This is a genomic window from Achromobacter sp. (assembly GCF_050285585.1).
Taxonomy (GTDB): Bacteria; Pseudomonadota; Gammaproteobacteria; order Burkholderiales; family Burkholderiaceae_B; genus Achromobacter.
In genome coordinates this window covers 58,261-73,277 of sequence record NZ_JBLZXF010000002.1, presented here as the reverse complement: position 1 = coordinate 73,277, position 15,017 = coordinate 58,261, and the positions used below count along the sequence as shown (strand labels likewise).

General features: G+C 68.0%; 13 protein-coding genes. 4 read left to right on the top strand and 9 right to left on the bottom strand.

What is annotated here, in order from left to right:
• Positions 1-15: 15 nt before the first annotated feature.
• Positions 16-339, bottom strand: a complete 324-nt coding sequence (locus ACN6PJ_RS03570) for a DUF190 domain-containing protein (protein WP_427994532.1) — start codon at positions 337-339, stop codon at positions 16-18.
• A gap of 179 nt (positions 340-518) precedes the next feature.
• Here ACN6PJ_RS03570 and ACN6PJ_RS03565 point away from each other — a divergent pair, with 179 nt between their 5' ends.
• Positions 519-1,748 (top strand): hypothetical protein, encoded by a 1,230-nt coding sequence (locus tag ACN6PJ_RS03565; protein ID WP_427994531.1) that lies wholly within the window; start codon positions 519-521, stop codon positions 1,746-1,748.
• A gap of 2 nt (positions 1,749-1,750) precedes the next feature.
• On the opposite strand, the gene ACN6PJ_RS03560 is transcribed toward ACN6PJ_RS03565, so the two are convergent.
• The 5 genes from ACN6PJ_RS03560 to ACN6PJ_RS03540 all read right to left on the bottom strand — a co-directional run bounded on the left by ACN6PJ_RS03560 (position 1,751) and on the right by ACN6PJ_RS03540 (position 8,615).
• The gene (locus ACN6PJ_RS03560) at positions 1,751-3,115 is read right to left on the bottom strand and encodes an MBL fold metallo-hydrolase RNA specificity domain-containing protein (protein WP_427994530.1); all 1,365 of its coding nucleotides are present in this window, start codon (positions 3,113-3,115) and stop codon (positions 1,751-1,753) included.
• Positions 3,116-3,131: 16 nt separating this feature from the next.
• Positions 3,132-5,498: a xylulose 5-phosphate 3-epimerase gene (locus tag ACN6PJ_RS03555; protein ID WP_427994529.1), complete on the bottom strand. Its 2,367-nt coding sequence runs from the start codon at positions 5,496-5,498 to the stop codon at positions 3,132-3,134.
• A 173-nt stretch (positions 5,499-5,671) separates the two neighbouring features.
• A complete protein-coding gene (locus ACN6PJ_RS03550) occupies positions 5,672-6,448 on the bottom strand; it encodes an SDR family oxidoreductase (protein ID WP_427994528.1) in 777 nt (258 codons plus the stop codon).
• 11 nt (positions 6,449-6,459) lie between these two features.
• A complete protein-coding gene (locus ACN6PJ_RS03545) occupies positions 6,460-7,374 on the bottom strand; it encodes a 3-keto-5-aminohexanoate cleavage protein (RefSeq protein WP_427994527.1) in 915 nt (304 codons plus the stop codon).
• 32 nt (positions 7,375-7,406) lie between these two features.
• Positions 7,407-8,615, bottom strand: coding sequence for an ABC transporter substrate-binding protein (locus tag ACN6PJ_RS03540; protein ID WP_427994880.1), 1,209 nt, complete (start codon positions 8,613-8,615; stop codon positions 7,407-7,409).
• A gap of 183 nt (positions 8,616-8,798) precedes the next feature.
• Here ACN6PJ_RS03540 and ACN6PJ_RS03535 point away from each other — a divergent pair, with 183 nt between their 5' ends.
• Positions 8,799-9,518, top strand: coding sequence for a Crp/Fnr family transcriptional regulator (locus ACN6PJ_RS03535; protein WP_427994526.1), 720 nt, complete (start codon positions 8,799-8,801; stop codon positions 9,516-9,518).
• Positions 9,519-9,619: 101 nt separating this feature from the next.
• A complete protein-coding gene (locus ACN6PJ_RS03530; protein WP_427994525.1) occupies positions 9,620-10,105 on the top strand; it encodes a GNAT family N-acetyltransferase in 486 nt (161 codons plus the stop codon).
• On the opposite strand, the gene ACN6PJ_RS03525 is transcribed toward ACN6PJ_RS03530, so the two are convergent.
• The 3 genes from ACN6PJ_RS03525 to ACN6PJ_RS03515 are packed head-to-tail and all read right to left on the bottom strand — an operon-like array spanning position 10,102 to position 14,010.
• A complete protein-coding gene (locus ACN6PJ_RS03525; RefSeq protein WP_427994524.1) occupies positions 10,102-11,613 on the bottom strand; it encodes a fumarate hydratase in 1,512 nt (503 codons plus the stop codon). The genes ACN6PJ_RS03530 and ACN6PJ_RS03525 overlap by 4 nt on opposite strands.
• Before the next feature lie 12 nt (positions 11,614-11,625).
• On the bottom strand, positions 11,626-12,606 hold the full coding sequence (locus tag ACN6PJ_RS03520; RefSeq protein ID WP_427994523.1) for a Bug family tripartite tricarboxylate transporter substrate binding protein: 981 nt from the start codon (positions 12,604-12,606) through the stop codon (positions 11,626-11,628).
• 48 nt (positions 12,607-12,654) lie between these two features.
• A complete protein-coding gene (locus tag ACN6PJ_RS03515; RefSeq protein WP_427994522.1) occupies positions 12,655-14,010 on the bottom strand; it encodes a class-II fumarase/aspartase family protein in 1,356 nt (451 codons plus the stop codon).
• 138 nt (positions 14,011-14,148) lie between these two features.
• Between ACN6PJ_RS03515 and ACN6PJ_RS03510 the strand changes: the two genes are divergently transcribed.
• Positions 14,149-14,871, top strand: coding sequence for a GntR family transcriptional regulator (locus tag ACN6PJ_RS03510; protein ID WP_427994521.1), 723 nt, complete (start codon positions 14,149-14,151; stop codon positions 14,869-14,871).
• Positions 14,872-15,017: the final 146 nt, after the last annotated feature.

Genomic DNA, 15,017 nt, shown 5'->3' with positions numbered 1-15,017 from the left:
CGGCGGCGCGCCGGCTCAGGCCGGCTCGCCTATCGTGCCGAATTCCACGCGGCTCTTCGCATAGAAGAGGCGCAGGCCGGGCTCGCTGCGCAGGCGATCCATCAACGCCTCGCATTCCTCCGCGGACACGATCATGGTCACTTCCACGGGCTGGTCGGCCAGGTCGAAGAAATGCGCGGAATGGAGGCGATGATGGCTGCCCAGGCCTTCCTGGGCGCTGACCAGCGTGGCGCCGCGGATCTGCATCGATTGGGCCAGCGTCAACAGCCATTGGCATAGCTGCTGATGGCCGTGCCGGCGTTCTTGCTGGGTGAAGAAGGTGAGCTGATATCCGTCCATGGATGACTCCCGCGGAGCACGGCGTTCGCGCCGCACAGCGGCAGGCCGGCACGAACCGGCGCGGCACAAGCGATACACTGGCGGCCAGTGGAGGAATGCCATCCCCATGCAAATCCAGTGTACGCCCCGCAAATTGGCCGCGCAATCGGCCCGAACCGCCTGGATAATCGACGAGGCCCTTGAAATTGAAGACCGGGAATTATCTGTTCGGCATCATCGTTTCCTTCGTGCTGGCGGGCCTGGTGGCGGCTCTCGGCGTGTATGCCGTGTCCAGCGGCAGTCTGGGCTGGGGGGCGGCGGCCCTGCTGAGCTACGGGCTGCTGTTCGGCGGGCCGCTGGCCGTTGTGCTGCTGCTGACCTGGATCGTGTACATGGTGCGCGACCGCGGAAGCATGCCCGGGCGGGCCCATGCCTTGCTGCTCCTGCCCACGCTGCTGGCGGCGATGATCGTGCCGATCAGCGAGTCGGTCCAGCAGAGCCGGCGCGACCGTTTCCGCGAGGCGCACCCGGCGATCAGCGAGACGCACGTCAATCTGAGCGGCGGCATGATCGGGTTCGATACACGCGGCGGCTATAGATCGTCGGACGCAGCGAGCTATCTGGAGCCCGGCTCGGCCGAAAACCGCCGCTTCGCCAGGTTTTCCCGCTATCAGCATGTGATCCCGCAGGGAGGGGGAAAATTCCCTTATGCGGGTGCGCGTCTGAAGGACGACGTCCGGCTTTACGAGTATCCCGGCCAGGATGGGGCGCCAGGCGCGTCCCTGCCGCTGCGGCGCCTGCCCCAACCGGAGGTGGGCAAGCTGGCGGCGGCGCATGCGTACGGGGAGGCCTCGCTGCTGGTGTTCCAGTATTTCCACTATGCCGACCACGTCGACGTGGCGCCGAGCATCGCGCGGTTTGCCGCAAGCACCGAGGACGCGATGACGCGGGCCCGCATCCCGGGGCTGGCGATCTTCGGCCTGGAGAACTACACGCCCCAGACGATCTTCAGGGTAGAGATCAACGGCCAGACGCTGGACCTGGGTGAATACGCCGCGCGCAGCCTGGCATTGCAACCATGCGACCCGTCCGTGGGCGGCAGCCCTGTCCTGGCCGATCTGGAACAGCCCGTGCGCGTGCGCTGGCAGGCCTTGGAAGATCCCCAGGCCTGGCACGAGGCGACGGTGGCCGTGCCCGCGTTCAGCCAGGCCAGCAAGGCCGACCCCGATACGGGCCTGGCGCGCGTGCGTCTGTACCTGCTGCCCGATGGCGAGGTGGCCGCCGAGCGCTACAAGGAAATCCGTTCTCGGGACGGGAAGCTCGCCATCCGCGCCACCGGGCTGCCCGCGCGGGCGCGGCCCTACGCGGGGTGCGGCAGCGGCGCCTACGCCAAGTACAACCCGCAGACGGTAACGCTGCTGCCCAACTGAGGCTAGTCCGTAAGCGCGTACTTCTGGTCCTGCAAGGGCACGGTGGCATGCCAGCCGAGTTCGCGCTGGATGCGTTCGCGCAAGGCTTCGGCGGCCTCCGGCTCGCCATGGACGATGAAGACCCGGCGGGGCGCCTCGAGAAAGCCGGACAGCCAGCGCATGAGCTCATCGCTGTCGGCGTGCGCCGATAGCATGGGCAATTCGGTGACTTCCGCGTTGATGCTTATCCATTGGCCGTAGATCCGGGTCTCGGCGGCGCCGTTCAGCAGTTTGCGCCCGCGCGTGCCGGCGGCCTGGAAGCCGGAGAAGAGCAGGGTGTTGCGGTGGTCGCCGCCGAAGGCCGCGATGTGATGCAGCACCCGGCCGCCGGTCGCCATGCCGCTGGCGGAGATGATCACCTTGGGATAGCGGTTCGCCGACAGCGCCTTGGATTCCTCGACGTCGCGCACATAGGCGACGGCCGCGCAGGCCGCCTCGTATTCGCCCGAGGGCATCTTGTGTTCGGCGGCGTGGCGGTACAGCAGTTCGGTGGCGCTCGCCGCCATCGGGCTGTCGAGATACACGGGGATATTCCGCAGCCGGCCCGCCTGGCGCAGCTTCCACAGCGCGTAGATCAAGGTTTGCGCGCGTCCCACGGCGAAGGCGGGGATCACGACGGTGCCGCCTCGCTGCACGGTGCGTTCGATGATCGCGCCCAGGGCTTCGATGGGATCGGCCGTGTCGTGGCGCCGGTTGCCATAGGTGGATTCAATGACGATGTAATCGGCCCGTGGAACCGGTTCGGGGTCGTGCATGACCGGATCGCCGTAGCGTCCGAGGTCGCCGGAGAAGACCACGCGCATTCCGCCGATGTCGATCTGCGCGGTGGCCGCGCCAAGGATGTGTCCGGCGCGGCGCAGGGTGAGTCGCGCGCCGCCGGGCAGGGCGGTCGGCTGGCGCAGCGCAACTTCCGAAAAGCGTCTCATCGCCCGTTCCGCATCGACGACGCGGTAGAGCGGCAGCGCCGGCGCATGCTTGGAGAAGCCCTTGCGGTTGGCGAATTCAGCGTCCTTCTCCTGGAGATTGGCGCTGTCCAGCAGGATCAGTTCCGCGACGTCGCGGGTGGCGGAGGTGGCGTGGATGCCGCCCTTGAATCCATCGATCACCAGCCGCGGCAGGTAGCCGCAGTGATCCAGATGGGCATGGGTCAGCACGACCGCGTCGATGTCGGCGGGCGCGAGGGGCAGGGGCTGCCAGTTGAGCTCCCGCAGGTTCTTCAGGCCCTGGAACAGTCCGCAGTCGATCAGCAGGCGGGTGTTTCCATGGCTCAGCAGGTGCTTGGATCCGGTGACGGTGCCGGCGCCGCCCAGGCAGGTCAATGAGAGCATGGTTTCCTCGTGAGTGTCAGGACCGGGGATCGAGCAGGTCGGCGGGATTGCCGCGGCCGTCGATGGCGCGAAGCCGGGGCGGGTCCAGCACGTCCTCGCGGCGCCAGCCCGCCACGGCGGCCGCGGCGGCGACCGCGTGCGCCCAGGTGCAGCGGTTGGCGAAGAGCATGCCCGGCACGTCCAGCGTTCCGCCCCGGCTGATGTAGCCCAGCGCCCGGGTGCGGGCCGGGCCGTCGTCCAGCCGGCGCAGGACGCCCAGCATGGGTTCGGGGCGGGTATGGCACAGCAGCACGCGCGGCAGCCCTTGCGGGAAGAGCGCATGCACGGCGGCATCCGGAAGGACGAAATCGGATTCGAGTTCGTCGCGCGGCATGCGCAGGCGGCCGGGCTCGAGCACCACGGAAACGCAGCATGCGTGCCCGCGAGCGGCCAGATGGTCGCGCGCCTTCAGGGCTTCTTCGAGCTGGTAGGCGCCAAGCGCGACGAATTGCAGCTCGCTGGCCGACGGGTCTCCCGCGACATGCGCCGCGCCGTGTTCGACGAGGGATTCGGCGGCCCGCGCGTCGAAGCGTTGCGGGCCATCGCGCTTGGACACGACGATGCAGGCCACCTGGGCGCGGCGCGCGTAGACGGCCCGCAATGCCGCCGCGGCGCTATTGCCGTCCACGGGGAAGAGCACGCGGGAGGTGTCGGACATCTCGCCCAGCAGGGCTTCGCCTATGGTGGGATCCTGATGCGATTGCTCGTTCTTGGCGTTCTCCCAGGTATGAGAGGTCACCACCAGGGGCACCGATAGCCATCCGGGCGATTGTCCGAGCTCTTTCTGGCGGCGGGCGAAGAGGATTTCCTGGCGCAGCAGGCCCAGCATTTTCACTGCGAAGGCTTCGTAGCTGACGATGAGGTTCAGGCCGGCCTTGTTCGCAAGCGCGGCGGCCGCCACCGCCTCTTCGTTCAATGCGGTGATGACGGCGCCGTGCAGGTCCTCCGGCACTTCGGCTTCCGGACGATTGACGCGATGCTTGAGCAGGGCCAGCGTGCCGCCCATCTTGTTGCTGGCCAGTTCGTCCGGGTTGCCGACGCGCACGCGCAGCGACGGATTGGCCCGCGCCAATTCCACGAACCAGCGGTCCAGCGTGGCCATGGCGCTGCCCTGGCTGCCGAGCGTTTCCCAGGCCGGCGCGGGCAGCACGGGGGCGTCGGGGTGGCGATGCGCCATGGGATGCCGGCTTTCGCGCGGGCGCCCCTGCGCGCCGTGGTTGACGAGCGTGTCGACCGCGGCATCCAGCTCCGGTCCGGGAACATATAGACGGCGCGCCCCGTCATTGAAGGCGTCCCGGGCCGCGCGATCGATGCGGGGATTGCCGTCCAGCGGCAGGTTGTGCGCGGCGTTGGTTCCCGCGCCCGGGAAGCCGTAGCCTTTTTCGGTCTCGGCGATGACGTAGGGCAGCCGGGCGGGGTATTGGAAGTCCGCGGCCGCAAGGCGGGACGCCAGCCGCGATTCGGCTTCGAGAATGGCCCAGGCGATGGCCGAGGGGTCGCGTCCGTCGACGATGAGAGGGTCGAACCCGTTGTGCCGCAGGTCTTCGGCCAGCCAATCCGCGCCGCCTTCCTGCACGATCTGCGTGCGCTGCTCGATGCGCCGGCCATTGAGGACCATGACGGGAACGGCCCGGCCGCAATCCTCCGCCCGCCACCAGCGCGTGGCCCAGTCCGACCCGCGCTGCTCTTCGAAGGCGCCGTCGCTCAGGAAGGCCACCAGGCCCTCGCCGGGCAAGGGCATGTGCACGTATTGCAGGCCGGCAAAACCCAGATAGCCGCCCTCGGAGACGGCGCCCGCCGTATTGGGGCCGGCGTGGCTGCCCAGCGGAACGGCGGGCAGCCCCCGGGCGTCGATGGCGTAGGAATAGAAATCGGTGACGAGGCGGGCCAGGCCGGCTTCGCTGCGATCGTAGCGTCCGCGCTGCGCCGGCGAGACGTCGCCGGTCAGTGCATTGACGGCTTCGATGGCGGCCACGCAATGGCCCTGGCCCATCAGCCAGCCGCGGGTCATCCCGCTTAGCGCATTGGCCAGCAGATAGCCCACGAAGGCGGGCACCATGTTGAGCGAGCCGCCCGTATGGCCTTCCGGATTGGGTTTGAAGTCCTCGGCGGCCAGCGGCGCGCCGGTGGGATCGATGCGCCGGGCGTAGGTCATGTGCGCCACCACGTTCATGGCGGCGCAGCACAGCCGGTCCGCCGCAGCCAGCATGGCGTAGGCTTGGTCCGGGTCGGGGACGCGGCCGGCGGCCGCTAGGCCGCCCACCAGCGCGTCCATGCGGGTGACCGTGCCGGCACGGTGCTGAATGGGGCCATGGCCCGATAGCCAACGATCGCGGAGTGTCATCGCGGTGTTCCCGGAAAGAGCGATGCGGATGAGGGGCGGCGATGGCCTGATTATGGCGCAACGGGGCGGACCTGGCGGAGTCAGGCTCCGCCGGAACCTTGATGCAACTCAAAGGTTTGGGCGCCTAGCATGCGTCCCGGCGGGGCTTGCGGGCGTATCTGCGGGGCTGCACGCTAGCCCAGGTGCTCCACGTTGCCGCAGACGGAGATGCTCTGGCCGCTGATCATCGCGCCGGCGTCCGAGCACAGGAACGCTACCTGGCTGGCCACGTCTTCCGGACTCGTCATGCGGCGCAGCGACACGCGGGACACCAGTTGCGCGCGCATCTCATCGTTGCCGACGCCGGCCGCGGCGGCGCGGGCGGCGATGATGCGCTCGACCCGTTCGCCCGCCACCACGCCCGGCAGCACGGAGTTGACGCGGATGTTGGACGGACCCAGTTCCATGGCCCAGGTCTGCGTCAGGCCGGCCAGCCCGAACTTGCTGGCGCTATAGGGGGTGCGCAGCGAAAATCCCAGGCGGCCCGCCACCGAGGAGATGTTGACGATGGCGCCGCCGCCGGCCGCCCGCAGCAGGGGCACGGCGCTCCGGGCGCACAGGAAGGTGCCCGTCAGGTTGACGTCCAGCGTATGGCGCCACGCGTCGAGCGTGGTGTCTTCCAGCCGGCTGGTAGGACCGGATACGCCGGCATTGTTGATCAGCGCGTCGAGCCCGCCCCATTTTTCGGACAGCTGGGCGAACAGGGCCAGCACCTGTTCCTCGGACGACACGTCGGCGACGCTTACGCTCAGGCGGGGATGGATGCCTTCGGCGGCGCGGCAGGCATCCGCGTCCACGTCGCAGGCGTGCACCTCGGCGCCGGACTCCAGGAACCTGCGCGCGATCGCCAGCCCGATGCCGTTCGCGCCCGCGGTGACGAGGACGCGCTTGCCTTTCAGCGATTCGTTCATATTGGTCCCCATCATGCGGCGAATTCGGGCCGGGGGCCGTCGGTCCGCGGCAGGCCCATGATTTCCCTGGCTTCCGCAGGGGTGGCGGGTTCCATGTCCAGTTCGCGGATAATGCGCACGATGCGTTCGGTCAGCTGCACATTGGTGGCCAGCTCGCCGTGGCGGTAGTACAGGTTGTCTTCCAGGCCCACGCGGGCGTGGCCTCCCAGCAGCAGGGCGCTGATGTTCGCTTCCAGCTGCGAAGGGCCGATGCCGCTCACGCAGAACACGGCGTTCCGGGGCAGCAGGTCCACCATCATCTGCAAATGGCGGGGCGAGAACGGCATGGCGTTCTGGAAGTTCCGGTGCACGTTCATGACCAGATTGATGAAGGGCGGCCCGTCGTCCAGGCCTTCGTCGATGAGCGTGGCGGCATCCTGGATGATGTGCGTGGGGCTGAACACCTCCCACTCGGGCTTGATGCCGCGCGCCTTCATGCCGGCGGCCAGCTCGCGCGCCTTGCTCAGCGGCGTATTCATCAGGTATTCGCGCTCGCCGAAGGCCAGATTCAGCGTGGTCGCATCCAGCGTGCACATCTCGGCGCCCGCGTCCATGCCCTTCAGCCGCTCTTCCCACAGGATTTCCCAGGTGCCGGGCGAGGTTTCCTTGACCATGTCTCCATGCACGCCGCCGCCGGTGGAATTGTTCAGGACGATGCCGCAGCGGTCCCGGATGAGGCGGTTCATCTCACGGTAGATCGTCGCGTCGCAGGTGGCCTGGTCATCGGGCCGGCGCGCATGCAGCGCCGCCACGCTGGCGCCGGCGTTGTAGCAGCGGTAGACGTCCTCGGCGATTTCGGCGGGCTGGGTGGGAAGGTTGGGGTTCTGGCTCTTGAACGCCATGCCCCCGGTCGGGGCGATGGTCACGATCACTTTGCGTTTTGCCATGGGATTCTCTCCGGGGATCGCGCGGGCGCGGCTTATTTCCACAGCGCGCAACGGCTTTCCGATTGCTTGGTGAAGGCGTCGTTGCCGTCGATGGTCTGCACGACATTGAAGTAGTCCCAGGGCTCCTTGGACTGTTCGGGCGTCTTGACCTGCAGCAGATACATGTTGTGCACGACGCGCCCGTCGGGCCGCACGACGCCGTCCTTGATGTACATGTCGTTGAGCTTGCCGTCGCGCATGTGGGCCAGGACCCGGTCGGCGTCGTCCGTGCCCGTGGCCTTGACCGCGCGCAGGTATTGCAGCGCGGCGGAGTAGTCGGCCGCCTGCAGGGACGAGGGCATGGCCTGCCGCCGCTTGTAGAACTCCCGGCTCCAGGCGCGGGCGTCGTCCGAACCGTTCCAGTACCAGCTGTCGGTCAGGTACATGCCCTGCGCCGCCGGCAGCCCCATGGCGTGGATGTCGTTGATGAACATGATCATGCCGGCGAGCTTCATCGTCTGGGTCACGCCGAACTCATTGGCCGCCTTGATCGCGTTGGTGGCATCGGCGCCCGCGTTCGCCAGGGCCAGTATCTCCGCCTTGCTGGCCTGGGCCTGCAGCAGGAACGAGGAGAAGTCGCTGGAGGACAAGGGATGCTTGACCGCTCCGAGGACCTTGCCCCCGGCCGCCTCCACCACGGTGGTGGTGTCGGCCTGCAGCGCCGTTCCGAAGGCGTAGTCGGCCGTCAGGAAGTACCAGGTCTTGCCCCCGGTCTTGACCACCGCCCCGCCGGTGCCGCGCGCCTGCGCGACGGTGTCGTAGGCATAGTTCAGGGTATAGGGGGTGCACTGCTCGTTCGTCAGCGCAGGCGCCCCGGCGCCGACCACGATAATGGGTTTCTTCTTGTCCGAGGCAATCTTGGACATGGCGAGCGCCGTGCTGGAATTGGTTCCGCCGATGAGCATGTCCAGGCCCTTCTGGTCGAACCATTCCCTGGCCTTGGCCGAGGCGATGTCGGCCTTGTTCTGGTGGTCCGCCACCAGCAACTCGATCTTCTTGCCGTCGATCGCGCCGCCCATTTCCTCTATCGCCATCTTGATGGCTTCCGCGCCGCCGGGGCCATCGGGGCCCGAGTACACGCCCGACAGGTCGGTGATAAAGCCGATCCGGATGACGTCGTCCGAGATCTGCGCATGGGCCGCGCCCGGCCCCGCGAACATGATGGCGCCGCAGGCTGCGGCGGCGGACATCGCGCGCGACATTGACAACATTCCTGTCTCCTCTTATGTTTTTTGGCCCGACGGGCTTCCTTATTCTGTGGCCGGGCCCGTCGCGCGGACAGTCACCATGGTGACAAAGAACCTAAGGGTTTACCTGGGCGTGGCCACACAGCCGGCGATGAGGAAGCGATGCGCACAGCGTCAGGGAACACTGGGGATGGCCCATTGAGCGCGCGGCGAAGGCAGGCGCAAGGCGCGGTGGACCGGATGCTGGGCGTCGTGCCCTGGTACAACGGCCTGCCGGAGGCCGAACGCGAGGAAATCCGGGGCAGGCTGCGCATGGTTTCCCTGGGAACGGGCGAGTACCTGTTCCGCGCCGGGGAGCGCTCGCCCGGCTGGTACGGCGTGGTCGACGGGCTGGTGAAATGGTCGTCGCGCGGGGCCGACGGCAAGACGCTGTCGCTGGCGGGCTTCAGCACGGGAAGCTGGTTCGGCGAAGCCACCATGATCCGCGGCGCGCGCTTCGAGTACGAGGTGGTCGCGCTGCGGCCGAGCCGGGTGGTGATCCTGCCGCGCGATACCTGCGAACAGCTCTGGAACAACAATATCGAGTTCACCAAGGCCTTGATGGAACATCTGGCGCAGCGGGTGGACTGGCTGATGGCGAGTTACACGGGCAATGTGCTGCTCGACGTGGACACGATGGTGGCGCGCGCCGTCGCGGCGCAGCTCGCGGCGGAATCGCATTCGGGCACCGACGGGCGCCTCAAGATATCGCAGGAGGAAATCGCCAGCCTGTGCGGAGTGTCCCGCCAGCGCTGCAATGCGGCATTGACGCGGCTGGCCCGCGCCGGCGTCCTGCAGACCCGCTACGGGGGGATGACCATCCTGGACCGCGACGCGCTGCACCGGCACGCGAAGATGAACCGCAACGCCGGGAATTGAGGTGCTGCCGCGCATGCGCGCGGCGGACGCATCGCAACCGAGAAGCGAAGCCCTCCCATGGGCGGATAATGCCGATACCGGCAGAATGGGGCGAATGAGCGATGAACAGCGAATTGACGGTGCGCACGGCGCGGCAGGGCGACCATGAATGGATCGTTGCCGCGCACGGGGACGTCTATGCCCGGGAATTCGGCTTCGACGCGCGATTCCACGACGGCATCGCCGGGAAAATGCATACCTTTCGCCAGTTGCCCGGCGCATTCGGGCGCGTTTGGGTCGGCCTGGTGGCGGGGCGGCGCGCGGCGTCGATCGCCGTTTCCGAGCGGCCCGGCGAGGTGGCGTTCCTGAATTTCGTCCTGGTGCTGCCGCAATACCGCGGCAGGGGCGTGGGGCGGGCCATGATGGATACGGCCCTGGATCACGCGCGCGCGCATGGCCTGAAGGAAGCGCAGCTCGAAACATATAGCTGCCTGGTGGACGCAAGAGCGCTTTATGGGCGCCTGGGCTTTCGCATGACGGAGGCGATCCCCGGGAAACAGGCGTTCGGGCAGACGTTCGATCAGGAATTCTGGGCCTTGCGTCTCTAGCCCGGAGGCTCCACGGCCAGCGGGAAGACGGTGTACGTCGTTTTGCCGCGGGCATCCACGGCGACCGTGACAGGCATGTCGCGCACTTCGAATTCGTAGATGGCCTCCATGCCCAGGTCGGCAAAGGCCACCACGCGGGCGGATCGGACCGTCTGCGCCACGAGGTATGCCGCGCCGCCCACGGCGCTGAGATAGGCGGCGCCATGCGTCTTGATGGCCTTGATGGCCGCCGAGCCGCGCTCCGCCTTTCCTATGGTGACCAGCAGGCCGGTTTCCGCCAGCAGCCGAGGCATGAACTTGTCCATGCGGGTGGCGGTGGTGGGCCCCGCGGGGCCCACCGCTTCGCCGGGCACGGGATCCACCGGCCCCACGTAGTAGAGCGCTCGGCCTCGCAGGGGAACGGGCAGGGGTTTGCCCTGGGCGAGCAGGTCCGCCATGCGTTTGTGCGCCGCATCGCGCCCCGTCAGGAGCTTGCCCGACAGCAGCAGCGTATCCCCCGCCGCCCATTCGGCCACCTCGGCCCGCGTGAGCGTGTCCAGGTCCACGCGCCTGCCCTCCTTGGCGGGCAACGCATCGGGTATCCCTTCCCATATGGCAGGGTCGGGTGGCGGAAACCGGGCGGGCCCAGCCGCCGGCATATCGAAAGACACGAAGCGCGTGGCGGCGCAATTGGGGACCAGCGCCACCGGCAGGAGCGCGGCATGCGAGGGCGCGGTCGCCACCTTCACGTCCAGCACTGTCGTGGCCCCGCCCAGTCCTTGCGGTCCGATGCCCAGTGCATTGACGCGCTGGAACACCTCGGTCCGCAGCCGTTCTTCCGGAGTGCCGGCGCCCCGGCGCAGCAGGTCGGGCATGTCGATTTCGCAAAATAGGGCGCGCTTGGCCATGGCCACGGCCTGCTCGGGCGTGCCGCCGATGCCCAGGCCGAGCACGCCGGGAGGACACCAGCCGGCGCCCATGCCCGGCAATTGCGACACCACCCAGTCGGCCACGGAATCGCTGGGGTTGAGCATGGCGTAGCGTGTCTTGACGTCGCCGCCGCCGCCCTTGGCGACGACGGTCAAGGCCAGCGCCTCGCCTTCGACCAGGTCCACCTGCAGGATGGCGGGCGTATTGTCGCGGGTGTTGCGGCGCGAGCCCAGCGGATCCAGGACCATCGACGCCCGCAGCGGGTTCGAGGCGCAGCCATAGGCGCGGGCGACGGCGCGGTTGGCCAGCGTCTGCAGGCTGGGCGTGGGACCGGCGCCCTGATGGCGGATGCGCACGTCCATGCCCATCGTGACGTAGATGTGCGCCACGCCCGTATCCTGGCAGACGGGGCGGCGGGCCCGCGCGCTGAGCTTGCTGTTGATCAGCAGCTGCAGCAGCGCGTTGCGGGCGGGCGTCCGGGTTTCCACGTCATGGGCCGCTTTCAGCGCCCGCACGAAGTCGGCCGGATGCGTGTGGCTGACCGCCTGCAATGCGTCGGCAATACTGGTTTCGATGTCCGAGGCTTCGACGACGCGCATGATCGGGGCTCCTTATTGCAGCGTGATGCCCGCTTGCTTGATCACCTGGGCCCAGCGTTTGCCTTCGTCGGCGGTGAACTGCTGGAAGGCGGCGGGCGCGTATTGGGCAGGCGGCAGCAGCTGGATACCCTGTTCGGCCATCTTGCCGGTGAACGCGCTGTCCTCCAGCGCTTTCTGCCATGCCTGGTACATGGTCTGCACGACCTTGTCCGGCGTGCCCTTGGGGGCGTACAAACCGTACCACGTGGATACCTGGAAGCCGGGGATCGCTTTTTCCGCCATGGTGGGCACGTCCGGATACTGCGCCATGCGTTCGGGCGAGGTCAGCCCCAGCGCGCGGACCTTGCCGCCCTTGGTTTGCGGCAAGGCGGTATTGGTCTGGTCGAACATGGCGTCCACCTGGTTGCCCATCAGGTCATTCAGCGCGGGACCCGCGCCCTTGTAGGCGATGGGCGTGATGGTGATGCCGGCCTGGCTGGCGAACATGGCGGCCACCAGGTGGGAGGTCGATCCCACGCCGGCATTGCTGAAATTCAACTTGCCGGGATGCTGCTTGCCATACGCGATCAGCTCGGGGAGCGACTTGTGGGGCGAGGATTCTCCCACCAGCAGCACCAGGGGCGTGTCGGGGAAGCGGAATACGGCCTGGAAATCCTTGACCGGATCGTACGGCAGGCGGGCATAGAGCGATGGCGCCGCCGCCATGTAGCCGATGTGCCCCACCAGGAAGGTATAGCCGTCGGGCGCGGACTTGGCCGCCTTGGCCGCGCCGATGGTGCCGCCCGCGCCGCCTACGTTCTCGACCAGGATCGTCTGGCCGAGTTCCTGCGCGACGCGGTTCGCCACATTGCGCGCCATCGCGTCCGTGGGCCCGCCGGCCGAGAAGGGGACGATCCAGGTGATCGCCCGGCTGGGGTAGTTGTCTTGCGCCTGCGCGCCCATCGGCAAGGCGAACGCGCCCGCCGCGGCCAATGCCGCTATCCGGTTCTTCATGAGTTGACTCCGTCCTGTTGTTTTTATGGATCAGGGAAGGGCTGCCGTTCAGGCCAGCCCGGTATAGGGGCGGGCCCGCATGCGGTCCACCATGTCGGGGGCTGCCCCCAGGTAATTGGCGGGCGCGCAGAGGCGCTCGATGGCCTCCGAATCCAGCCGCTCGACAACCCGCGCATCGTCTTTCAGCACGTCGGCCAGCCGCCGCCGGGACGTGGCGGCCTTGCGGCATGCGTCGTACACCACGTCGTGCGCGGTCTGGCGGCCGATATGCGGGGCCAGCCCCATCATGACCGCCTCGGCCACGATGAGCCCGCCGGAAAGGTCCAGGTTGCTGGCCATGCGCGCGGTGTCGACTTCCAGCCCGCCCAGCATGAACCTCGCCTGGTGCAGCGCGCCCGCGGTCAACACGAAGGCTTCGGGCACGGCCGTCCATTCGACGTGCCATGGCCCGGTGGCGCGTTCGAAATCCTGCAACATCGCGTCCAGCGCCAGACCCGCGTGCTGGCGGACGGTCTTGGACGCGCTCCACATCAGCTCGCACGAGATCGGGTTGCGCTTTTGCGGCATGGTGCTGGACGCGCCGCGGCCCTTCACGAACGGCTCGTAGGCTTCACCCAGTTCGTTGGTCATCATCAGCATGATGTCCACGGCGATCTTGCCCAGCGATCCTGCCACCAGCGCCAGGAATTGCACGGTTTCCGCCAGGCCGTCGCGGGCCACGTGCCAGGTGACCGGCGTGGCCCCCAGGCCCAGTTCCTGCATCAGGGCGGCATGCACCGCCAGGCCTTCGTCGCCGAGGGAGGCGAGCGTGCCGGCGGCGCCGCCGAACTGGCCGGCCAGGACGCGCGGACGCAACTGCGCCAGCCGTTCGCGATGGCGGCGCACCATCAGCAGCCAGACGGCGGCCTTGTAGCCGAAGGTGATGGGCAGGGCGTGTTGCAGATGGGTGCGCCCGGCCATGGGCGTGTCGCGGTACCGCAGCGCCAGCGCATCCAGGATGCCGTCCAGGGCGGCCAGGTCTTCATCGATGATCGCCAGGGCATCGCGCACCTGCAGCACCGTCGCGGTATCCATGATGTCCTGCGTGGTGGCGCCCCAGTGCAGGTACTCGCCTTCGGCGCCGCACATCCGCGACAGCTGGTGCACCAGCGGGAGGATGGGATAGCCGACGATCTCGGTTTCCCTGCGCAATTCATCCATGTCGATGGCGGCGGCATCGGAGCGGGCCTCGATCGCGCGGGCGGCCTCGGGCGGGATGATGCCGAGCCGGCCCTGCACGCGGGCCAGCGCCACTTCGGTTTCCACATAGCGCCGCACGGTGGCGGCATCGTCGAACACCGCGCGCATCGCGGCGGTGCCGAACATGTCTTTGAACAGGGTGGATTCGAGAACCGAGACTGCCATAATATGTACGCTCATAAAAAGTTGTACGTACATTTAAGCAGGCGCAAAAGGGGACGTCAACGCCGGGGATTACCCGTAGAAGAGGCGGGCCGGGCGGCAGCAGATAGAATGCGGGGTGTCGCCAACCAGCCCCCTGCCATGTCCATTACGCTGTACACCCGCATCTCGGAAGAATTGGCGCGGCGCATCGCCAGCGAGGAATATCCCGTGGGCACGGTATTGCCCGCCGAGAACGCGCTGGCCGAGGAATTCGACGCCAGCCGCCACACCGTCCGCGCGGCCTTGCGCCAACTGCAGGACCTGGGCCTGATCGCGCGCCGCCGGGGTAGCGGCACGGTGGTGACCGCCGCCCGCCCCAAGGCGGGCTTCAGCCAGTCCCTGCGTTCCCTCGAAGACCTGGTCCAGCTCGCCGCGCGCACGCCGCGCAGCATCAGGCAGATCCAGGAGGTGGTGGTGGACGTGGATCTGGCCGTCCGACTGGGAGTGGGGCCCGGCACCCGATGGCTGAAGTTCTCGTCCACGCGCGGGGCCGACGGCCAGCCGCCGGTCGTGTGGACGGAGCTGTACGTCGACGCGCATTACAAGGGCGTGCGCGCGCTGGTGCGCAAGCATCCCGATCGGCTGGTATCGGAACTGATCGAAGAACACTATGGCCGGCGCATTGCGTCGGTCGAGCAGACGATTTCCGCCTGCGCCTTGCCAGCGGCGGCCGCGCGCGCGCTGGAAGTGGCGCCGGAATCGCCAGGCCTGTATATCCTGCGGCATTACAAGGATCAGGCGGGCCACATCGTCGCGGTGTCGTGCTCGCATCATCCCGCCGGGCGCTACGAGTTTTCGACGACGCTGATCCGGGAGCATTAGCCGCCGCCATTCGTGCCGCTCTCCGCGCGCCGCGAGGCCGGAGGCGCCGCGGTAAGATGCTGCATGCCCGCCAAGGCCGGCCTGAAATGACCGCTTCCTGCCTGCGCGCGTTGGCGGGCCGGCCCAATTTTCTGGAACGCGTCTCC